Source organism: Trebonia kvetii (assembly GCF_007827045.1).
Lineage (GTDB): Bacteria > Actinomycetota > Actinomycetes > Streptosporangiales > Streptosporangiaceae > Trebonia > Trebonia kvetii.
The window spans coordinates 1,255,814-1,277,959 of sequence record NZ_RPFW01000002.1; the positions used below are offsets into that span (position 1 = coordinate 1,255,814).

The 22,146-nt window shown below is 70.7% G+C and carries 15 protein-coding genes; 8 read left to right on the forward strand and 7 right to left on the reverse strand.

Translation table 11 applies throughout. The features are described 5' to 3' along the window. Positions 1–42 precede the first annotated feature (42 nt). Positions 43–4,263 carry an asparagine synthase-related protein gene (locus EAS64_RS43565; protein ID WP_187365915.1) on the forward strand — a complete coding sequence of 1,407 codons (4,221 nt, stop codon included), beginning with the start codon at positions 43–45 and terminating at the stop codon, positions 4,261–4,263. Positions 4,264–4,630: 367 nt separating this feature from the next. On the opposite strand, the gene EAS64_RS14490 is transcribed toward EAS64_RS43565, so the two are convergent. Further along, entirely contained in the window at positions 4,631–5,779 is a 1,149-nt protein-coding gene (locus tag EAS64_RS14490) for an ABC transporter permease (RefSeq protein WP_145853399.1), read from the reverse strand. A gap of 140 nt (positions 5,780–5,919) precedes the next feature. Further along, the gene (locus tag EAS64_RS14495) at positions 5,920–6,663 is read right to left on the reverse strand and encodes a zinc ribbon domain-containing protein (protein WP_145853400.1); all 744 of its coding nucleotides are present in this window, start codon (positions 6,661–6,663) and stop codon (positions 5,920–5,922) included. Positions 6,664–6,747: 84 nt separating this feature from the next. On the opposite strand from EAS64_RS14495, the gene EAS64_RS14500 reads away from it, so the two are divergent. Both EAS64_RS14500 and EAS64_RS45845 read left to right on the forward strand, forming a co-directional pair. Next, positions 6,748–7,224 (forward strand): pyridoxamine 5'-phosphate oxidase family protein, encoded by a 477-nt coding sequence (locus EAS64_RS14500; RefSeq protein WP_246115672.1) that lies wholly within the window; start codon positions 6,748–6,750, stop codon positions 7,222–7,224. A gap of 182 nt (positions 7,225–7,406) precedes the next feature. Then, a complete protein-coding gene (locus tag EAS64_RS45845) occupies positions 7,407–9,317 on the forward strand; it encodes a molybdopterin-dependent oxidoreductase (protein WP_145853402.1) in 1,911 nt (636 codons plus the stop codon). Positions 9,318–9,784: 467 nt separating this feature from the next. Here the strand turns inward: EAS64_RS45845 and EAS64_RS14510 are convergent, their stop codons facing one another. From EAS64_RS14510 to EAS64_RS14520, 3 genes are all read right to left on the reverse strand, one after another. Next, on the reverse strand, positions 9,785–10,741 hold the full coding sequence (locus EAS64_RS14510; protein ID WP_145853403.1) for a ribosomal protein L7/L12: 957 nt from the start codon (positions 10,739–10,741) through the stop codon (positions 9,785–9,787). 94 nt (positions 10,742–10,835) lie between these two features. Then, the gene (locus tag EAS64_RS14515; protein ID WP_145853404.1) at positions 10,836–11,714 is read right to left on the reverse strand and encodes a GNAT family N-acetyltransferase; all 879 of its coding nucleotides are present in this window, start codon (positions 11,712–11,714) and stop codon (positions 10,836–10,838) included. A gap of 112 nt (positions 11,715–11,826) precedes the next feature. Continuing rightward, complete coding sequence (locus EAS64_RS14520) at positions 11,827–13,059, reverse strand: cysteine desulfurase-like protein (protein ID WP_145853405.1); 1,233 nt, start codon at positions 13,057–13,059, stop codon at positions 11,827–11,829. 250 nt (positions 13,060–13,309) lie between these two features. Here EAS64_RS14520 and EAS64_RS45850 point away from each other — a divergent pair, with 250 nt between their 5' ends. The 4 genes from EAS64_RS45850 to EAS64_RS44765 all read left to right on the forward strand — a co-directional run bounded on the left by EAS64_RS45850 (position 13,310) and on the right by EAS64_RS44765 (position 19,437). Further along, positions 13,310–15,175, forward strand: a complete 1,866-nt coding sequence (locus EAS64_RS45850; protein WP_145853406.1) for an ABC transporter ATP-binding protein — start codon at positions 13,310–13,312, stop codon at positions 15,173–15,175. After that, positions 15,172–17,088 (forward strand): ABC transporter ATP-binding protein, encoded by a 1,917-nt coding sequence (locus EAS64_RS14530; protein ID WP_145853407.1) that lies wholly within the window; start codon positions 15,172–15,174, stop codon positions 17,086–17,088. The genes EAS64_RS45850 and EAS64_RS14530 overlap by 4 nt, the downstream gene beginning before the upstream one ends. Positions 17,089–17,217: 129 nt before the next feature. Further along, positions 17,218–18,270 carry an LLM class flavin-dependent oxidoreductase gene (locus tag EAS64_RS14535; protein ID WP_145853408.1) on the forward strand — a complete coding sequence of 351 codons (1,053 nt, stop codon included), beginning with the start codon at positions 17,218–17,220 and terminating at the stop codon, positions 18,268–18,270. A 144-nt stretch (positions 18,271–18,414) separates the two neighbouring features. Next, positions 18,415–19,437 (forward strand): recombinase family protein, encoded by a 1,023-nt coding sequence (locus tag EAS64_RS44765; protein ID WP_222849299.1) that lies wholly within the window; start codon positions 18,415–18,417, stop codon positions 19,435–19,437. A 29-nt stretch (positions 19,438–19,466) separates the two neighbouring features. Here the strand turns inward: EAS64_RS44765 and EAS64_RS14550 are convergent, their stop codons facing one another. Continuing rightward, positions 19,467–20,792 (reverse strand): TolB-like translocation protein, encoded by a 1,326-nt coding sequence (locus tag EAS64_RS14550; protein ID WP_145853409.1) that lies wholly within the window; start codon positions 20,790–20,792, stop codon positions 19,467–19,469. Further along, positions 20,789–21,304: an RNA polymerase sigma factor gene (locus EAS64_RS14555; RefSeq protein ID WP_145853410.1), complete on the reverse strand. Its 516-nt coding sequence runs from the start codon at positions 21,302–21,304 to the stop codon at positions 20,789–20,791. The genes EAS64_RS14550 and EAS64_RS14555 overlap by 4 nt, the downstream gene beginning before the upstream one ends. Positions 21,305–21,444: 140 nt before the next feature. Here EAS64_RS14555 and EAS64_RS14560 point away from each other — a divergent pair, with 140 nt between their 5' ends. Next, entirely contained in the window at positions 21,445–22,098 is a 654-nt protein-coding gene (locus EAS64_RS14560; RefSeq protein WP_145853411.1) for a nucleotidyl transferase AbiEii/AbiGii toxin family protein, read from the forward strand. The last annotated feature ends 48 nt before the right edge of the window (positions 22,099–22,146 follow it).

Consider the following 22,146-nt stretch of genomic DNA (forward strand, 5'->3'; position numbering starts at 1 on the left):
TTCACGGACTTCAGGGATTTCAGGGACAAGGAGCGACACGCATTGGCCGGATCCAGACCCAGCGCGCTGGTCTACGGTGACGTCGACCTGAACCTGCTCGACGGCTCCGCTGTCTGGCTGCAGTCGGTCACGCAGGCCCTCGTTGCCGCCGGGTGCGCGGTCACGCTGGTGCTCAAGGCCCCGGTCCGCACCGACCGGCTGATCGCGCCGCTGCGCGACCTTCCCGAGGTCGCCATCGTCTCGCCGCACGCCGAATCGCTGCTCTCCGGGCTGACCGAGGCGTCGCTGACCATCGCGCAAGCGGTCACCGTGCTCGCCTCGGTGGATGCCGCGGAGCGGCACGACCTGGTGGTGCTGCGCGGGCGGGCGCTGGTGTCCGCGGCCGCGAAGGACGGCGCGTTCGACGGGCGCCTGTGGTCCTACCTGACCGACGTGCCGCAGGCGGTCCCCGCGATGACCCCCAAGGCCGCGGAGGACCTCACGGTCATCGCGAAGGCGTCACGGTACCTGCTGTGCCAGACCGAGGAGCTGCGCTGCTTCCTCGAGGGCTCGGTGCCCGCGGCGTGCGGCAAGTCGGTGCTCTTCCCGCCGGTGCTGCCCGCGCTCGACATCCACAGAGAACCCGGACGCAAGGCGGCCGCCGACGGCGCGCCGCTCAGCCTCATCTACACGGGCAAGTTCGCGCCGCGGTGGAACACGCTGGAGATGACGAAACTGCCCGCCCTGCTCGCCCGGCGCGGCGTCACCGCCGAGGTGCAGATGGTCGGCGACAAGGTGCACGACGACCCCCGCGACCCCTCCTACCGGCGGCGGATGCGCTCCGCGCTCGGCGAGGTGGGCGCCTCCGCCATCGACGGGGTGATCTGGCACGGCGGCCAGCCGCGCGCGGAGGCGATGCGGATCGCCGCCGCCGGCGACATCGGGCTGTCCTGGCGGCATCCCGAGCTCGACGCGTCACTGGAACTGTCGACCAAGGTCCTGGAGTTCGGCCAGCTCGGCCTGCCGGTGATCCTCAACAGGACGCCGATGCACGAGGCGCTGCTCGGCGCGGACTACCCGCTGTTCGCCGCCTCGCTTGACGACGTGGCGGACGTGGCGGCGCTCGCCGCCGACGACCCCGCGGTGTTCGCGCTCGCCGCGTCGCGGACCTCGGCGGCTGCCGCCTCGTTCGCGCTCGACCGGGCGGCCGAGCGGCTGCGGTCGTATCTGGCAAGTGCGGTGCCCGCCGCTAGGCAGCCAGACGCGGGCCCCAAGCTGCGCGTGGTCATCGCCGGGCACGACCTGAAGTTCTTCGGCCAGCTCATCGACTACTTCCGGCTGCAGCCCGACCTCGAGGTCCGCGTCGACCACTGGGCCTCGCTCGGCGAGCACGACGAGGCACGCTCCCGCGAGCTCGCCGAATGGGCCGACGTCATCGTCTGCGAGTGGTGCACGCCGAACGCCGTCTGGTACTCGCGGCACAAGCCCCGCTCGGCGCGGATGCTGGTGCGGCTGCACCGGTTCGAGCTGTACTCGCCGTATCCGAGCCAGGTCAAGATCGGCAATGTCGACCGGGTCATCTGCGTGTCCGACTACTACACGCGGCTCACGGTGGAGAAGACCGGGTGGCCCGCGGCCAAGATCATCACGGTGCCCAACGCGCTCGACATGCGGCAGTTCGACCGGCCCAAGCTGGAGGGTGCGCGGTTCCACCTCGGCATGACCAGCATGGTGCCGTCGCGCAAGCGCGTCGACCTGGCGCTCGACGTGCTCGAGGAACTGCGCCGTGACGACGACCGGTACCAGCTGTACGTGAAGTCGGGCATGCCGTGGGAGCTGTGGTGGGTGTGGCAGCACCAGGAGGAGCGGACCCACTACTTCGACGCGTTCCGCCGGGTGCAGCGCTCACCGCTGCTGCGCGACGCCGTGGTGTTCGACGACGCCGGGCCCGACGTCCCCGCATGGTTGCGCAGGATCGGTGTCATCCTGTCGACGAGCGATGACGAGTCGTTCCACATGGCGCCCGCCGAGGGCATGGCGTCGCGGGCCGTGCCGGCGATCAGGCACTGGGCCGGCGCGGAGACGATCTACGACAAGCGCTGGATCAGGGAAAACCCGGCGGAGATGGCCGCGTCGATCGCGGAACTCTCGACCGCTGAGGCTTGGGAGGCCGCCAGGCAGGACGCACACCAGGACGTGCAGGCGTTCGAACTCGGCACCGTCGCGGAGACCTGGCTGCGGCTGATCCGCGCTGACTCGGCCGAATCCGCCGCACAGCTAGAGGGTTCAGTCTCGCACGGCGCGGACTTACCGATGTTCTTCACGCTCGCGGTCAGCGCGCAAACTCCCGCGCTGTGCGCCGCGCTGACCGACCGGGCGCGGATCGCCGACCCTGCCGTGCTGCCCATTCCCGGGCCGGCCGTAGTCGTCTGGCGGTCACCCGACGGGCGCGCCTCCCTGCTGCACTGGGGCAGCGGTTACGGCGCGGCGGGTGCGTTTCCCGGTGCGTTCGCAGGCGGTTTGGCTGGCGGTTTCGCCCGCGGGTCCGCCGGCGCGGACGAGCCGGGCGGGGTGTCGCACGGAGGCACCATCTGGGCGGGATCGCCGACGCCTGGCAGCGGCCGGGCGCCCGTGTACGCGCGCACCTCGGTCACCCGGGTCGACCCGGTGTACGTGGCCGAGGTGACCGGCGCCGTTATCGTCTCCGACCGGGCCACGTGGGCCGCATGGGCCGCGTCGCGGCTCGACGACCACGATCCGCTGCATGTGTGCGCGCTGCTCAACCCCGGGTTCGCGCTCGGCTCGGTGACGCCGTTCCGCGGCGTTTCCGCGCTGTCCGGCTCCACCACTCTGCACTTGCTCAACGGGGAGCTCACCACCATGCCGACCCCGGTCGACACGGGGAGCGGCCGGTCGGCCGACGCCGGTGCCCCGGGCGGCGGCACTAGAGGCTCGCCGAGCAGGCCGAGCATCACCCTGCGCCCGCCGGCGCGATCTCCCGCGGTGCGTGAAGCGCCCGCGGCGAGCGAGTCGGGCGGCACGGTCAGCGTCGGCCTCGCGGGCCTTGGGCTCGTGGCGGACGAGCCAGGCGGCGATGCGGGCAAGACGGATGACACGGCGAGCGTGGCCAACGCGGCCGCCGCTGACGAGACGCTTGTCACCGGCGCGCGGGCGGTGGCGGAGGCGCTCGTCGCGGCCGTAGCGCCGCTGCGCGGTGCGGGGCGTCCGGTGGAACTCAGCCTGACCGGCGGCAAGGACAGCCGCCTGATCGCCGCCGCGCTGGTGGCGGCAGGAATCCCGGTGGCGGCGCGGACCCACGGCTTCGCCGACCATCCCGACGTGGTGACCGCCGCCGAGATCGCGCGCCGCCTGGGCATCGAGCACATCGTGCGCACACCGGCGGCGCCTGGACAGCAGGTCGACGTGCTCGCCAGGATCCGCGGCAGCGTGGTCGTGGCCGACGGGATGCTGTCGGCGTTCGAGAACGTGGGCCGCCCCGACCCGGCGCTGGCCGAGGCGGTCACCGCCGGCGGCCACGGCGGCGAGTTGCTGCGCGGCGGCTACGCCGAGACCGCGGGCCACCTCACCGGCTCGGCCGGGCTGCTCGGCGGCGCCCTCGATCCCGTCCGCAGGGCCGCGCGCTCCGCCGAGCTGCTGCGCCGCCTCACCACCAAGCATCTGGGCCTGCTCCGCCGCGGTCCCGCGGCGTCGTACGTCGCGTCGCTCGGTTCCTGGACCCCGGCCCTGACTCGCCACCCGCTTCAGGCGCTCGACGACTTCTACCTGGTTAACAGGGCCGGGCGCTGGTCGGCAGCCGCCCGGCAGGCCTACCTGCTGCGCGAGCGCCTCGTGCAGCCGCTGTTCGACGACCGCGTGGTGCTCGCCGCCCGCGCCGTCCCGCTCGCGGAGCGGGTGAGCGGCGCCCTGTCCGCCGCCGTCCTCGCCGAACTGTCCCCCGCCCTCGCGGACGTGCCGCTGGCGGGCAAGCCGCCCACGCCGAAGGGCCAGCCGCCAGCCGGCGCCGCGATGGGAGCCGCCCACCACTCCTTCGACTGGCGCCGCCAGTACGGCGAGACGATCGCGTCGTTCCTGCGCGGCTACATCCTCGACCTGGGTCCGAGCGGCGGCCTGTTCGACGTGGTCAGCCGCCCGGCCGCGGAGAAGCTGCTGGCGCCGCCGCAGGCCGACCGCACCACCGTGTGGGCACTCGCCACCCTCGCCTGTCTGCTATCCGGCGACTACCGCCACGCCCGGGCATCCACTCCCAAGCTCCCCGTCGCCTAGCTCGCCTGACCGGCTAGCCCGCCTGGTGTCCCGGCTAGCCCGCCAGTCCCGGCGACCCGCTGGCGCGCGAGATGCTTCTTGCTGTTATCCGCTACGACCGCATCCTCGGCAGGCCAGCTGCCGAGCGTTCGGCTCTCACTCCGAGCGTTTCTTGCTGTTATCAGTGATCGGCGCACGCGGAGACAAATGATCTTGGAAACTCTTCTCCTGATGGAAAAAGGGAACCCGATCCGGGGGAAAAGTTTCCACCACGAGAAAAGTCTCCACGATTATGGGCGACCAAGGTGTCTTGCAACTGTCCCGGCTCGGCAGTATGTGCGAAATGCCTGATATGCCCGAGAGGGAGAAGGGCCTAGTGCGAGCAGGGCTAGCCGCGGCCGTACAGGTTCTCGGCGCGCCAGAAGAAGACGATGCCGAAGGCGAAGAAGACGACACCCCACCCCACGGCGGCGATCCACAGGTCGTTGTTGGTAACGATCGCGTGGCAGTAGGCCTGCAGCGGGATGTTCGAGATCTTGGAGAGCGGGCCGCTCTTGGGGATCACGATGCTCGGCAGCTTGCTGTTCGGGAGGATCAGCGTGGTCGGCACCCTGGTGCCCGGGAGGATGTGTTTGCCGGGCCCGGGGATCTTGAGGAACTGCTGGCAGAGCCCGTAATTGTAGGGCTGGTTGCCTGCCGAGTTCGTCCGGTAGGAGTGCATGAAGGCGACCCGTACCAGCGAGATGTAGACCGCGAACGGGTTGAGCGACAGGACCTGCTTCTGCCAGTTGGTCAGCACGGCGGGGAGCGTGATGATCAGGTACATCACGCCGCAGAAGTACCGGGAGATGCGCAGGAAGAACGGGATCAGCTCCGACACGTCCGCGAGCGAGCCGCCGAGCCTGGCGACGATCAGCGCCGCCCCCGTGTTGAACAGCGTCTGCAGGAAGACCGCCGGAATCAGCAGCAGCCAGTACCAGCTGGGGTATTCGCCGCTGACCAGCATGATGACGACGAGCACTACCATGCCGACCAGCATCTGCTGCAGCTCGACGATCACGTACGCGAGCGGGAGCGAGGCGCGCGGGAAATAGAGCGCTCGGATCAGCTGCAGGTTGGCGCGCATCACGTTGGAGCCGGTCACGATCGACCGTTCGGAGAACGCGAACACGAACACGCCGGTGACCAGGAACGCCGGGTAGTGGGCCACACCGCGAGCAGCCTCGAAGAGCAGGCCGAAGATCAGGTAGTACACGCCCGCGTTCAGCAGCGGCGTCAGCACCTGCCAGATCTGGCCGAGCTTGGCGTCGGTGTACATCGAGACGTTGCGCGCGGTGGCGTAGCCGATGATGAAGTGCCTGCGCTGCCAGAGCATCGCGACGTACCTGCGCAGCGGCGGCCGCGCGCCGGAAAGCTTCAGCTCATAGTCGGCGGCGAGCTCAGCCAGTGGCCGGTCGGGCACCCGCGGCGGCTCTGGCACGATGACCGCGCCTGCCTGCAGGGTGCCTGGTGCGCTGATCTGACCGCTGTTGTCCACGACGGGGAAGTCTATTGGACGCAATGTGGAAAACGGTCATTGACGTCGGGGTTGAGAGGCAGCCGCATCCGTTCCGCAACCTGGGAGTGGTGGCGGAACGGATGGCGGGGACCACGAACCCGTTCGGGATGAAACTGGTGTTACAGGCCGGAGTCGGCGGTGCGCACCAAGATCCTGCCGCATTCCTCGTGCCGCACCACCTCGTCGGGGGCGGCGGCCCTGACGGCGTTGAGCTCGACGGTGGACAGCATCTCCCGGCAGCCGCCGCACTGGCCGCGGCGCAGCAGGGCGGCGCCCCGGCCCGATGAGGACGCGCCGATCCTGTTGTACAGGGCAAGCAGGTCGGCCGGCACGTCCGCGATCACCGCGATGCGGGCGGTGGAGGCCTTGGCGGCCTGCTCCTCGATGTCGGCGAGGGCCGCGTCGCGGCGCTCGGTCACCGCCGCGGTCTCCGCGGCGAGCGTCTCCGACTCGGTGACCGCGCTGTCACGCAGCGCCTGCGACGCCTCACGGCGCTCCATCAGCTCGAGCACGACGTCTTCCAGGTCCCCCTGGCGTCGCTTCAGCGAGGCGACCTCGGACTGCAGCGACTCGAGCTCGCGGGCGTTCGACACCTGCCCCGCGTCCAGCCTCTTGTTGTCGTTCGCGATGCGGACCCGGACCTGCTCGACGTCCTTTTCCGCGCGGGCCAGCTCGCGGTCCAAGTCGGACAGGTTGGTGTCAGCCATCGTCATCGCGTCCCTGACCTTGGCCGCGCGCTCGCCGAGCTGGGCGAGCTCGGCGGTTTCTGGCTGGGTGCGCCGCCGGTGGTCGAGCCTGCCAAGCTCGGTGTCCAGGTCGGCCAGTTCGAGCAGCCGCAGCTGCGCCTCGGGAGATGCCTTCACGAAGGGCAACGTTAGTCGCCCGCGCGGTCGTTGTCGCATGGTAGACACTTCGGCATGGGGATCCCTCGGGTAAGCAGGCCCTATATGCCCGGATACGGCGTTGCGAGCGCCGAGCACGGGACCGGGCTGCTGCACTGGTCCTGGGCAGCGGAGCGGCTCACCGCCGCCCGCAACTACTGGGTGGTCAGCACCTGGCCGGACGGCCGCCCGCACACCATGCCGGTCTGGGGCATGTGGGACGACAGCACGCTCTGGTTCACCTCCGCGACGCAGTCGCGGAAGGTGAAGAACCTGCGCGGCGATCCCCGCTGCTGCGTCACCACGGAGGACGCGTCGGACCCGGTGATCATCGAGGGCACCGCCCGCTTCGTCACCGACCCGGCGATCCTGCAACGGGTTGTCGACCTGATGAACGCCAAGTACCACAGCGATGTGGACCTGGACTTCCTCAACCCGGCCAAGAACGCGACCATCGGGGTCCGGCCCCAGCGCGTGTTCTCCATGCTGCACAGCGACTTCACCGGGTCGCCGACGCGCTGGGTATTCGACGAGGACCGGTGAACCGTCCGTTGCCGGACATGCCGGATATGTCACCTGTTCCAGGTCGCTTGAGGTCGTAAGCCGATCGCAATCATTCCGAACGGTTGCGTGTTGAACCAGACAGGTAGCGTGACCGTGTAATCACTCGTGAAGCCATCTCGTGCTTCGCGTAACGCGCACTTACTCAAAACGGACCATGGTGCATGACCTATAGGACTGGGGTGTCCCGCTGGTGGGGCGCCGTGTGCGGGCTGCTCACCGCCGCCGCCGCGATGGGGTTCGCGCAGCTTTTCGCCGGGCTGACCATCCCCGCGGCGTCGCCGGTCGTCGCCGTGGGCGAGGCGGCAATCGATCGCACGCCGCTCGGCCTCAAGAACTTCGCCGTCTCGACCTTCGGCAACTCGGACAAGACCGTGCTGCTCGCCGGGGTTCTCGCCGTGGTCTTCCTGTACGCCATCGTGGTCGGCGTGGTGGCCATGCGGCGGCTGTGGCTGGGGTTCGGGGGGCTGGCGATCTTCGCTCTTATCGGGCTGTGGGCCGCACTGACCAGGCACGGCGCTTCCGCTTCCTATGTGGTGCCGACACTGTTCGGCGCCGCGGCCGGGGCGCTCGTGCTGTGGCGGCTCGTCGTGACGGCGCGGGCGGCGGCCGCGGAGGCGCAGGCAGCCAGGAAATGGCGAGCCGCACGGGCGGCCGGTAAGCGCGGCCCGGCGGCGGAGCGCCGGCCGCCGACTGGGTCCGGGCCGGGGACCGCGGCCGGTGAGCGCGGGCCGGCGGCCGGCGCCGGTCCGGGCGGCCTAGGCGGGCCCGCTGAGGACGTCGGCTGGGTGGCGGCCCACGATGAGCCCGCGGAGCCGGCCGGCTGGACGGGCGGAGCTGGGGCTGCCGGGTCTGCCGGGTCTGCTGGGTCTGGGCCTGCTGGGTCTGGGGTTGCTGGGCCTGGGCCTGCTGTCCCTGCTGGGGCTGGGGCTCGGGCTGGGGATGGCGGGGGGTTCCGGTCGGGGCCGTCGGCGGAACCGGCGCCCTGGACCGGGCGATCCGGGCCGACCGCGCGGCGGCAGTTCCTGGTCACGGCGGGCGTCACCGTCGCCGCGGCGGCGCTCGGCGAGGTCGCGGGGCGGTCCCTGGCGACGCGCAAGAACGTGTCCGCCGCTGAGCGCGCGGTGCGCTTCCCCAAGCCGTCGGTGGCCGCGCCGCCGTTGCCGCGGGGTGTCAACCTGCCGGTGCCCGGCATCAGCCCCTTCATCACGCCGAAGGGGCAGTTCTACCGCGTCGACACCGCCATCATCGTGCCGCAGGTCGACCCGGCCAACTGGCAGCTGCGCATCCACGGCATGGTGGCACGCCCGATCACTATCACCTTCGACGAGTTGCTGCACCGGCCGCTGATCGAGGACTACGTCACGCTGTGCTGCGTGTCCAACCCGGTCGGCGGCCCGTACATCGGCAATGCGAAATGGCTTGGCGCGTCCTACAGCTCGCTGATCCGCGCGGCGGGTCCGCTGCGCGGTGCGGACCAGCTGCTTTGCACCTCGGTCGACGGGTTCACCTCGGGCACGCCGCTCTCGGTGGTGCTCGACGGGCACCGCGACTCGCTCATCGCGGTCGCCATGAACGGCACCGTGCTGCCGACCGAGCACGGCTTCCCCGCCCGCCTCGTCGTGCCCGGCCTGTACGGGTACGTGTCGGCCTGCAAGTGGGTCGTGGACATCGAGGTGACCACGTTCGCCGCCGCGCAGGCCTACTGGGTGCCGCGCGGCTGGTCGCAGCAGGGCCCGATCAAAACCGAGTCCCGCATCGACGTGCCCGTTCCCGGCACCGAGGTGAAGGCGGGCAAGGTCACGATCGCCGGGGTAGCCTGGGCGCAGCACAAGGGCATCGAGGCCGTCGAGGTCCGGGTCAGCGGCGGGCCGTGGCACCAGGCCACGTTGGCCGCCGTGCCGGGCATCGACACCTGGCGGCAATGGTCCTGGGAGTGGGACGCCCCCAAGGGCAGCTACCTCATCGAGGCGCGGGCCACCGACAAGACGGGCTACACGCAGACCTCGCTGGTGCAGGATGTGGCGCCCAACGGCGCGAGCGGCTACCCGTCCACTCAGGTCACCATCATCTGACCGCCGGCGGGTCCGGCGAAGATCATCCCGAAAATGCCCTTGTCATTACCGGGGTGATAGCCCCGGTAATGACAAGGGCAACGGCTTAACGATCACCGAAGTCACAAATGATCTTAGGGATTTGTTAAGGTTTTGGGCATGCCGGGAGCACCCAAGCCAGCCGCGCCGTTGCTTGCTAAGCCATTGATCGTTACCGGCCATCTGGTGACATTCGACCCGCCGGGGGCGGAGATTCCCGACGGCGCGTTGTATATCGACCGCGACGGCATTATCCAGGCCGTCCAGCGGCGTGCCGACCCGGCGCCGGCCGGCTTCGACGCCGCCGCGCGGGTCGACACGAACGGGCTGGTCTACTCGGGCCTGATGGACCTGCATAACCACATCGCGTACAACTGCCTGCCGTTGTGGATCGCGCCCGACCGTTCGGTGCCGTGGACGTCGCGTGAGCAGTGGCCGCGCGATCCGGACTATAAGCCGGCCGTCGATAATTCTCTGGTCAGGCCATGTCGCGGCGTAGTGGTGACGATGACGGTCGCACCCAGGCTTTCCAGTACTTCCCTCGCCCTTTCCGCCTGCCCACTCGTGACGCGGGTCATCACCAGGCCGGGCGCGGTGTCGATGAGGTCCTTCGCCTCCGTCAGGCCCATGCCGGTCAGGGTCCGTACCGCCTTGATGACGAGGATCTGGCGGACACCAGGTGACACGAGGGCCACGTCGTGGTTGGCCTCGATGCCGAACTCGGCCAGCCATTCGTCCGGCGATCGCGGGGACGGAGGCGGAGACAGCTGTCTCTTGCGGCGTCCGGACACGATCCCGCCGAGAAGGAAGCCAGCGAACAGCCAGATGAACTGGGCCGCCGTCACGGCAAGCCAGGCCGGGCGCGACTCGACCCGCCAGAAAACCATCAACGGCGAGAGCGTGGCCAGCGCGACAGTGACTGCGAACAGGCCGCTGCCGAAGGCGTCGCGGGCCACTGCCCGCACGCAGGTGCCCAGACCGAGCAGGCAATCGAGGGCGATGACCGTTCCCGCCACGGCGACGCCGGTGAACCACAGCGTCCAGCTGGCATCCGCCACGGGAGGCAGGTGTATGCCCTTCGCCCCGAACGACTGAGTCGCGACCAGCCCGAGGATGGCGGCGGGAAACGAGAACGCGGCAGCCCCGCCCACGACGAGCGGCGTCTCGGCGCGGAGCTTGGCGGGCGAGTCAACCCGCTCCCTGGCCCGGCGAAGTTTCCTCAGCAGGACGGCGCCGACCTGCTCGCCGTCGCGGCGGACCCGCCAGACACCGGCTGTCGCGGCGGCCGCGATCAGCGCGGGCACCAGGAAGGGAAGCGGGATGTTGACCATGATGGCGGGTGCCAGGATCACCACACTTACCCAGGCGGCCACCCGGAGCGCCACCGTCCAGCGGCGTCTCTTCATTCGCCGCCCACCCGGCGCTCACGCCGCATCCCGAATCGCACGGACAGGGAGATATCAGCTTCTGTCTTTCCGCGTCAACGGCGTGTTCGGTGGGTTAGGCGAGCGCTACGGAGATGGGGGCGAACAGTCGCTCCGGCGTGCCGCGCGGCACGATCTCGCCGTGGGCCATGACGAGGGTGCTCGCGGCCGGTTCGAGGCCGTGCGCGTTCGCCCAGCCGGGCAGTCCCTCGCGGTCGGGGTCCAGGTCGAGGCGGACCGTGGTGGTTACCCCGGCGGCGAGGTGGGCGACCAGGCGCTTGGCCGCCTCCTGGTCGGCGGCGACCAGGGGGCCGATCACCGTGGAGGTGACGTGGTTGCGCCAGGCGGCGGCGTAGCCGGTGATGCCGTGGGCCGGATCGTCGAGGATGGCGATGCGGTCGGCGAAGCCGGGCAGGCGGCCGAGGATGTGACCGCGGTCCGCGCCGAACGCCGCGCGGTCGGCTTCGAGGATCGCCGGCAGGTCGGCCGCCGTGGCGGTGCGGACGGTGCCGGGCAGAGCGGCAGGAACGCGGCCGGGCTTGAACTTGCCCACGAAGGAGACGTTGCGGCGGACGGGCTTGAAGCCTAGCTTCTCGTACAGCGGCCTGCCCATGTCGGTCGCGAACAGGGTCACCGTGGCGCCCGCGCCCGCCGCCGCGAGCAGGTGCTCCATCAGCGCCTTGCCCAGCCCGCGCCGCTGGTACCTGGACGCGACGAGCATCATGCCCACCGACGCGTAGTCCGCGGCCCAACGGGTGAGCACCACCGCGCCCGCCAGGCCGCGGCCGTCTGGCGCGTCGATGCCAAAGGTCTGCGAGCCGGCGAGCAGCAGCGACCACTTCGCCTTCTCCGGCAGCCAGCCCCTGTCGATCGACAGGGCAACGCACAGGTCGAGATCCGCGGGGCTGAGCAGGCGGACGGGCGGAAACGCGTCGTCGCGGGATTCTGTCGGCATGGTCACCGAGGCTATGACGACAGCCCCGGGGGACGCCAACGCGTTTAGCCGCGTGACGCCGGCCAGGTCCAATCCCGGGCCGGATCGGCGGCCCGGGATCGGCGAGACCAGGTCAGCCGGCCAGCTCCGCGAGCCCGGCGAGCAGCCGGTCCACGTCGGTGACGTCGTTGTAGTGCACGAGCCCGGCCCGCACGGCGCCGTCCGGCTCGAGTCCGAGCGCGGTGCACAGCTCGTAGGCGTAGTTGTCGCCGTCCCACACGTTGACGCTGCGGGCGGCCAGGTGCTCGGCCACCGCACGCGGCGCCACGTCCGCCACCGAGAAGAACGCGGTCGGCGCGCGCCTGGCGGCGTTGCCGTACAGGGTCACCCGGTCGAGCTTCGCCAGGCCGCCGAGCAGCCGGGTGAACAGCGCCGACTCGTACGCCTCGATCGCGGCCATAGACGCCAGGACGCGCTCACGGCGCGACCCGTCAGCGGCGGCGCCCGGGGCGAGCGCGGCCAGGTGCTCGACCGCGGCGGTCACTCCGGCCAGGTCCGCGAACGGCAGCGTGCCGCGCTCGAACCGCCACGGGACGGCGTTGGAGGACGGCGCGAGCTTGTCCGGCCAGATCGTCTCGAGCAGTTCCGGCGCGGCGGCCAGCGCCGCCACGTGCGGGCCCGACCACTTGTAGGCGCTCGTGGTGTAGAAGTCCGCGCCGAGCGCGGTCACGTCGACGGGCACGTGCGGCGTGGCGTGCACGCCGTCCACGTAGCACAGCGCGCCCGCGTCGTGCGCGATCGCCGCGATCGCCGCGACGTCCGGCCGGGTGCCGATCGCGTTGCTCGCGGCGGTGACCGCGACCAGGCGGGTACGCGGCCCGACGAGCTCCGCGTACTGGGCGACGGGCAGCTCCCCGGTCACCAGGTCGGCCTCGGCCCAGTGCACGGTGACCCCGGCCCGCCCCGCCACCTGAATCCACGGCCGCACATTGGAGTCGTGGTCGAGCCTGGACACCACGATGTCGTCGCCCGCCGTCCACGCGCGCGACAGCGCGTCGGCGGTCCGGTAGGCGTGCGCGGTCGCGCTCGGGCCGAACACGATGCCGTCGGCGCTGCCGCCGACCAGGTCCGCGACAGCCGCGCGGGCGGCGGCCGTGATCTCGCCTGCCCGGTCGCTCGCCGCGAACGCGCCGCCGAGGTTGCCGATGCCGCCGCGGTACGCGGCGGAGATCGCCTCGATCACCGGGACTGGAACCTGCGTGCCCGCCGCGCCGTCCAGGTACGCGTGCCCGTCGGCGAGCGCGGGATACAGGGCGCGGACCGCCGCGATGTCGAACGAACCGGGATCGGACGCGTCCTTATGCATGCCAGCAGTCAACTACCGGTACTCCATTTCCTCGATTCCGCCGGCCATCGCGGCCGGCGAAGGGCAGATCGGTCAACACGATACAACTCCCCGCTCGCCCCGCAATGATCAGCGAGAATCACGCGTTGCCACGTGTCACGGCAAATGAGATCACGGCATGTCAGATTTGCAATACCGTCAGCGACATCGGCCATTTTGTTACAGAAAAAAACACGTGACACCATGACGTTTGTCAATTAGTCTCCACCTGGTGTCCCAGAGCCCAGTCGCCGCCCTATGGCGGCTGCGTCCTTACCTGCGCCCCTACCGCAAGCAGCTGATCATCATGGTGACCGCGGCCCTCGTCGTCGAGGCCGCGGACATCGCCGTGCCGCTAGTCACCAAGTCCGTTATCGACGGCGCCATCGCCCACCACGAACGCGGCCTGCTGCTACCGCTCGGCCTGCTCGCGATCGCGCTCGGCGCCTTGTCGGCCGGCCTCAGCCTGATCCGCCGCTGGGTGCAAGGCAACGCGGTCGCCAACATGGAGAAGGACATCAGGGACGACCTGTACGCGCACCTGCAGCGGCTCGAACCCGCGTTCCACGACGAGTGGCAGTCCGGCCAGCTGCTGTCGCGCGCCACCACCGACCTGGGGACAATCCGGCGGTTCATGGGGTTCGGCATCGTGTTCCTATTCATCTCCACCATGACGTTCACCGCGGTGAGCGCGCTGCTGATCAGCCTCAACTGGTGGCTCGGGCTGATCACGATGGCCATGTTCGTCCCCGTCTTCGTCTTCTGCCTCAGGTTCGAGAAGAAGTACAAGGTGCTCGCCAGGCGCGCGCAGGACCAGGATGGCGACCTCACCACGCTGGTCGAGGAGGCGGCGACCGGGGTCCGGGTGCTGAAGGCACTCGGCCGCGCGCCGGAGGCGGCGGACACGCACTACGCCGAGGCGGACCAGCTGTCGCGGACGCGGATCGCGATGGCCGGCGTGGTCGGCTGGTTCTGGTCAGTGCTCACCCTGGTGCCGAACGCGGTGATCGCCCTCGCCGTGGTGCTCGGCGCGGTCGCCGTCAGCAAGCACGCGATGACCGTCGGCGGCCTTGTCGCCTACATCACCCTCGGGCTGCAGCTCGTCTGGCCGGTGGAGGCGCTCGGCTACATCCTCGCCTCCGGCGAGGAGGCCGCCACCGCCGCGCAGCGGGTGGTCGAGATCTTCGACACCGATCCCGCGATCACCAGCGAGGCGGCCGATGAAGAAGAAGATCATCCCGAACGGGTTGTGGTGCCCCTGACCGCCGAGCCGCGGCTCCCGGCACCCGGCCACCCCTCCATTCGGGGGGTCACCGGGGGGTCGGCCCCCGGGGGCAAAACGGATCACGGGCCGGATCTGGGTCACGCCGCACACGTTCTGTTCGACAATGTGTCCTTCTCCTATCCGGGAGACCGGCGCCCCGTGCTCAGCGAGGTCAACCTGGAGGTCACGCGCGGGGAGACGCTGGTGCTCACCGGGGCGACCGGCTCGGGGAAGACCACGCTGCTTTACCTGGTGCCGAGGCTCGCCGACGTGAGCGGCGGGCGGGTGCTGCTGGCCGGCCGGGACGTGCGGGACATCCCGCTGCCGCAACTGCGGCAGCGGGTGGCCTGCGGGTTCGAGGAGGCGACGCTGTTCTCCGCCTCGGTGCGGGAAAACGTCACGTTCGGCGCGGCGGACGCGACCGAGGAAGAAATCGAGGCGGCGCTGATCGCGGCGCAGGCCAGCTTCGTGTTCGAGCTGCCGTGGGGACTCGACACCCGGATCGGCGAGCAGGGCATGGCGCTGTCCGGCGGGCAGCGCCAGCGGGTCGCCCTCGCCAGGGCGATCCTGTCGCGGCCGGAGGTGCTGATACTTGACGACCCCCTGTCCGCGCTCGACGTGCAGACCGAGGAGCGGGTGACCCGCGCGCTGCACGAGATCCTGGCCGGGGTGACCGCGATTGTCGTCGCGCACCGCCCGTCCACGGTGGCGCTCGGGGACCGGGTGGCGCTGCTTGACGACGGGGTGATCGCGGCGGTGGGCAGTCACCGCGAGCTGATGGCGACCGACCCGGTTTACGCCAATCTGATGACCATGGAGGAGGTGGCACGATGACCGCTGATGTCACGACCGACACGGCGGACTCCGACAAAACACGTCCCGTCTCCGCGGGGACGGACGGTGACACAGGCTCCCTGGACACGAAGTCCCAGGGCCAGAATTCCTGGCGCGGTATCGCCACGGAGCACGTCGACGACATGTCCGCGCCGCTCGCCGCGCTGCTGCGGCGGCGCAGCCGGGTGCTGCTCGGCAACCTGCTAAGGCCGCACCGGCGCGGCGTGACGCTGACCGCGGTGCTGATCGTGATCTCCTCGCTGTGCGCGCTCGCCGGACCGTGGCTTATCGGCATCGCGATCGACAACGGGCTGCCGCCGATGCTGAAGGGGAACTCGGGGCCGCTGCTGTGGATCGCGCTCGTCTTCGCGGTGACGGTCCTCGTGCAGGCGTTCGCGTCCCAGGCGTTCGTCACGATGACCGGGCGGATCGGGCAGGCGGTGGTGCTCGAACTGCGGCGGCGGCTGTTCGCGCACCTGCTGCGCCTGTCGGTGTCGTTCCATGAGTCCTACACGTCGGGCCGGGTGATCTCGAGGCAAACCTCAGACGTGGAGGCCATCTCCGCGCTGTTCGACGAGGGCCTCGACTCGCTGATCATGGCGGTGCTGACGCTGCTGCTCGTCGGCACCGGCATGCTGCTGCTCGACTGGCCGCTCGCGCTCGTCGTGCTGTCGGGCTTCATTCCGCTGGTCTGGCTGTCGGCCTGGTTCCGCCGCGAGTCCGCGGTCGCCTACCGCCGCATCAGGGATGCCAACGCGCTGGTCATCGTGCACTTCGTGGAGACCTTCGGCGGACTGCGCGCGGTGCAGGCGTTCCGTCGGGAGAAGCGGAACGAGGAGATCTTCGACGCGCTTTCGACGGATTACGCCGCTGCGTCGAAGCGGTCGTCGCAGCTCAGCTCGGTCTTCGCACCGGGCATCGCGATGGTCGGCAACGTCATCACCGGCATCGTGCTCTGCTACGGCGGCTTCCGTGTGCTCGACGGTGACATCAAGGTCGGCGTGCTTGCCTCGTTCCTGCTGTACCTGCAGCGGTTCTTCGACCCGCTGCAGGAGGTGTCCCAGTTCTACAACTCCTTCCAGGGCGCCGCCTCCGCGCTTGAGAAGCTCTCCGGCGTCCTTGAGGAGGAGCCGTCTGTCGCCGAGCCGGCGCTCCCGGCCGAGCTGCCGGGCGCGCTGTCCGGCCGGCGGGTGTCGTTCGACTCGGTGCGGTTCGGTTACCGCAAGGCGGTCGTGCTGCCGGACTTCTCACTCGACATACCGGCCGGGCAGACGGTCGCGCTTGTCGGCGAGACCGGGGCGGGCAAGACCACGGTGGCGCGGCTGCTCGCCAGGTTCTACGACCCCAACGCGGGACAGGTGCTGCTCGACGGAGTGGACCTGCGCGAGCTGCCCGATGACGTGCTCCGGCATGAGATCGTGCTGATCACGCAGGAGTCCTTCCTCTTTGAGGGGTCGGTCGCGGAGAACATCAGGCTCGGGCAACCGTCGGCGACCGATGAGGAAGTCGAAGCGGCGGCGCGGGCGATCGGCGCGCACACGTTCATCGCGGGACTGCCCGACGGGTACGCGACGGCGGTCGGCAAGCGCGGCGGGAAACTGTCGGCGGGCCAGCGGCAGCTGATCTCGTTCTGCCGTGCCTTCATCGCGGCGCCCTCGGTGCTGGTGCTCGACGAGGCGACCGCGCTGCTCGACATCCCGTCGGAACGGCTCGTCCAGTCGGCGCTGCGCACGGTGCTGGCCGGGCGCACCGCGCTGATCATCGCGCACCGGCTGTCCACGGTGGCGATCGCCGACCGGGTGCTCGTGCTGCGGGCCGGCGAGATCATCGAGGACGGATCGCCGGCCGAGCTGATGGGCGGCACCGGCGAGTACGCCGAGCTGCACGCCCGCTGGGCCGCCAGCCTCGCCTGACGGCCCCGGCCCGCCTGACGGCCCAGCCTCGCTTGACGGCCAAGGCCCGGTGGCGGCAGCCCGGATGGGCCGCTGGCCAAGCGGATCCCCGCTTGGCCGGCGGCGCGGGCGACCGGCATACTGGCCGTCATGATCATCGGCGCCGGGCTTGACGCCCGTCTCGGCCTGCCGTTCGAGCAGATGCGCGCGGCCGCGAAAGATGCGGAGCGGGCCGGTTTCGAGAGCCTGTGGACTCCCGCGGGCGGCGTGCCCGACTCGTTCCATGTCTGCGCGGCCTGGTCGCAGGACACCACGCTACGCACCGGGATCTCTGTCGTCCCGGCGGCGCGGATGTGGACGCCGCTTGCCCTGGCGGCCCAGGCCGCTACGCTGGCACAGCTGTCGGGTGGACGGTTCGTGCTCGGCCTGGGCACGGGAGGCTACGGCCCGGGGTTCCTGTCATCGCTTGGCCTGCCGGACCGGCCGATCGCGCTGATGCGCGAATACGTCACCGCCGTCCGCGGGTTGCTCGCCGGCCAGGCGGTGACGGCCGGACCCCTCATCGGCGCGGGCCACGGCGCCCCCGGCTGGCCGCGGTCGGCGTCGCTCGGGGTCACGGACCTGCCGCCCGCCCCGGTGTACCTGGCCGCGCTGGGTCCGCAGATGCTGCGGCTGGCAGGCGAGAGCGCCGACGGAGCGCTGCTCAACTGGGCCACCCCCGAGCGCATCGCGGCCAGCAGAGAGCTTGTCGACGAGGGAGCCGCGCGCAGCGGACGCGGCCCTGGCACGGTCCCGCTGACCATGTACATCCGGGTCTGCGTCGATGAGGACGTGACCGCGGCCCGGCAGGCGTTCGGTGCGCAGGTGCTCGGCTACGCGATGGGCCAGCCCGGCATCCCGCCGAGCGCCGGCTACCGCGGCCTGTTCGCGCAGATGGGGTTCGAGGCGGAGCTGAGCGAGCTTGAGCGGCGGCGGGACCGGGGCACGGCCATGCGCGACCTGGTGGACGCCGCCCCCGACGAGATGCTGAGCGCGGTCGGCTACTACGGGCCGCCGGCCGGGGCGCCCGCCGCGTTCGCCAGGCTGAGCGCCGGGCTTGACGAGGCCATCGTGCGGATCATCACCGCACGGCCCGGCCTTGAGCCGGTGGCGGCGGCCATGGCCGCGCTGACGCCGGCCGTCATCAGGAGCGCCCAGGGCTGAGCGCCCCCGTCCGTGTGAAGGCCGGGCGCACCGTCGGGTGCGCCCGGCCTTTCTCATGGCATCCTGTGTACGGAAAAAGATCATTCCGCATTAATGGACATGTCTGTCAATGCGGAGCCCTCCCTTTCCTGTACAGTGGAACACATGAGCGAAACCAAGGTGCGGCAGCCAGGCAAGCGGACGTCGGCGCGAACCCGCGCGGGCGGCCAGGCGGTCGTCGGCTACGCGCGGGCGGACGGTGACGGTGCCGCCCTGACGACGCTGACGCGGCAGCTCCGCGAGGCGGGCTGCGCCCTGGTGGCCACCGACGAGCGGCCGGGCAGGCAGGACGACCTGCCCGCCCTGCGCGACTGCCTCGCGGCGCTGCGCCCCGGTGACGTCCTTGTCGTGGCGAGCCTGGACCAGCTCGGCCGGACCAGGCCGGAGCTGATCGGCGCCGTCGAGCGGGTGCGGCGCAGCGGCGCCGGGCTGCGGTCGCTTGGCGAGGATCTCGACACCACGGGCCCCGGCGGCTCGGCCATCTTCCGGGTGTTCGAGAGCCTGGCGGACTTCGGCAGGGCCGCGATCTCGGCGGGGACAACCGACGGGCTCGCCGCCGCCCGCGCCCGCGGCACCCGGCTCGGACGGCCGCCCGCGCTCACCCCTGACCAGCTTCGTGAGGTGCGTGAGCTGCTGCTCCGGCCGGAGAACACGGTCGCCGGCATCGCCCGCGAGCTTGGCGTCAGCCGGTCCACCCTGTACAAGTACCTGCCCGATGCCATGCACGCGGGCGCGCAGGGACAGCCGACCGTGTTCGGCGAGGAGCTCGGGAGCCATGGCCGTCCGCCGGCGGCCGCGCATGTCGCCCCGTACCAGGCCCGCCCAGGGCGGCGGGCAATCGTCATCGACAACCTCGCTGACCTGTGCGGGCCCACCAAGGGCAGCGTGAAGCTACCGCTGCGCCTGTTCTGGAGCCTTCCCGATCACCACTTCGACCTTGACGATCCCGACATTCGCCGGTGGTACTACCAGACGGTGCTGCGCGAGGCGAGCCGCGCGGAGGACCTCACCACCTATCTCGACGCCGGAACCCTGACCGGCCTCTGGCCCGAGCTGTTCCTGCCGCGCGGCGTGCGGCGCGCGTGGGAGGAGTACCACCCTGCACTGCGCGCCGTGGTAAGCGCATGACGCGCCGCGGCGAACCGCATCGCCTGGTCCTACCAGGCCGGGGGGCCAGGGGGGATAAAGAGCGGGGGGCCACCGGTGATCTCGGGGGCGAAGGGCCTGAACCTGCCGTGTCCGATGAACGCCTGGTGGCTCGTCACGGAGACACTCCGGCCGGTGGTTACCTCCGGATTCCAGGCGCCGATCACCTCGGTGCCCGACGAGTTCGCCCACTGCACGATGTTAGGGCCGTCGAAACCTGTCACCTGCCGCGGCTCGGTGACACTGCCGATGACGCGGGGCCGCGCCGGCGTCGCGACCGGGTATGCGAGCCAGACCGCCGACAGGCGCTTGTCCGTTGCTGAGTAGGAACTGGTGGCGCATACCACGGTCTGCCCGTCGCCGGTGAGGAACGGTGTGTCGCAGGTCCGCGGAGTGCTCTTGCCGTACTTGCCACCGGCCGGCGGGTGAACGTACTGCACCCAGACGACGTGGCTGTCGGCGAGCAGGTCGGAGCCGGCTGAGCTGACGTCCAGCGTCCGGACTTCTTCCCTGACATTCGGCGTGCCGATGAACGCGAACCCCACAGTCTCGTCGCCCACCCAGCTGGGATCGGTGACCGGGGTGTCGACGCGGGGTACGTCTCTCATGGCTATAGACCAGGAGTGCCGCAGTTTTCCTGTGGCCACGGAGAAAACGGCGAGCCCGACCGAGCTGCCGGTGTTGGACACGACCGCGAGCTGCGTCCCGTCCGCGGACAGCGCTATCGAGATGACATCCGTGCCTGTTGAGGTGACCGACGTGGCCTGGATGGCCAGCGGTGTCACCCGGACGGGATCGGCGGAGCCGGGGAAGATCCTGACCAGGTACCACCGGACGGGACCGGCGACGGTATGCGGCCCGTACTTGAACACGGCGGCGGACACCACGAACGTCCTGTCATCCGCCGCGCCACTCGCCGCCCACGAGAGCCTATTCCCGGCGGGGAGAGTGTAGTAGCCGACCCTCTTCCCGGTCTGGGCGTCACCCGCGACGATGGCGTAGTTCCCGTGACCGCCAGGCCGCGAGACCGAGCCGATTCCCACGTAATAGCGCGGAGCGGCCACGGTCCCGCCTCCGCCGAGCGTGGAGGACGCGGGTGCGGCGCTTGAGTTCTCCAGCGCCCTGACGGTGACCAGGGCCGCCGCGACGAGCACGATCGCGGCCGCGACCGCCGCCGGGGCGAGCCACGCGCGCGGCAAGCGCAGCCGGGAGGCGCGAAGCGCGCGATGCGGCGCAGGGTGAGCGGCCTCGGGCGGCAGACGCAGGTAGCGCACCTCGCGCAGGCGCGCCGCCTCGGATCGCAGGCTGGCGCGGATCGCGTCCTCAACCTGGCTCATGATTCCTCCTTGAGCATCCGGCCAACGGCGGCGACGGCTCTGGACGTGGCGGACTTGACGGTTCCGCGGCTGACTCCCATCGCCTGCGCTGCCTGGTCCTCGGTCATGTCGAGGTAGTAGCGCAGCACGAGCGCCTCGCGCTGCCTGGCCGGGAGCCGCTGGACCGCCGCGAGCACCGCCCGCTGCTCCTCGGTGTGGATCAGGGCCGCCTCGGCGGACTCCAGGAGCTCCTCAGCGGCTCGGAAGGGCACGCGTGACCGCTGCTTCAGCATCGTCCGGCAGCCGTTGAGCACGCTGGAGCGCAGGTAGGCGGGCGCGGCACCGAGGTCGGCGAGCTTGTCCCAGCGGCGGTAAAGGCCGAGGAAGGCGTCCTGAACCACGTCCTGAGCGGCAGCGGAATCGCCGAGCATGAGCAGCGCCAGCCGGGCCAGGCTCAGCGCGTGCGCCTGGTAGAGGGCAGTGACGTGCCGTTCGGCCTCGGTACGTGTCGCCTCGGGAGATCGGGTGTCCATTCGGTCCACGTAGTAAGGACTGCCGCCAAGAGGAAAGGTTGCCTGCCGCTCGGACCCAGGTTACGAGCGCGGCTTCCTGCTACGCTAGAACACATGAGCGATAGCGCGATACTGGCGACTTCACCGGCCGTCGTGGCCTGATGCCACTCACTGAGCTGCACCACCGGGTCGCGACCGTCGCGCTCCGGGTCGCCCACAGGTACGGATTCGCGCTCGGCGGCGGCAACGCGCTGATCGCGCACGGCCTGATCACCCGTCCCACGCAGGACGTGGACCTGTTCACGAACGAGGAGCGCGGCGTCGAGGCCGCTGCCGACTCCGTGGAGGCCGAGCTGCGCAAGGCGGGATTCGGGGCCGAACGGGAGGACAAGAACGCCGGGCTCGCCGACATCTTCGAGGGCATGGGCGAGGGACTCGCCGAGTGGACGGTCACCGCGCCGGACGGGGAGCGGATGATGCTCCAGATGGCCTACTTCGACCGAGCGGCCCAGCCGGTCGCCATGGAAGTCGGCCCCGTCCTGAACATCGAAGACGTGGTGGGTGGCAAGGTCTGCGCGCTGGCAGGGCGGGCCGAGCCCCGCGACTACATCGACACGGCGGCCGCACTGCAGCGCTACAGCATCGAGCAGGTGATCGGCTTCGCACGGCGGCTCGATCCTGGCCTTGAGGATCGCGATTTCGCCGACGCTGCGCGGCGGCTCGACCGGTGGGGGGACACCGTATTCGCTCCCTTCGGCCTGGAGCCGGCGGATATCGCCAGGCTCCGGGCGGCGTTCGCGGCCTGGCCTCGGTAACTACTGCCGCGGTAACCCCGCCGCCGGGCGGGAACGTATGGTGGCCAG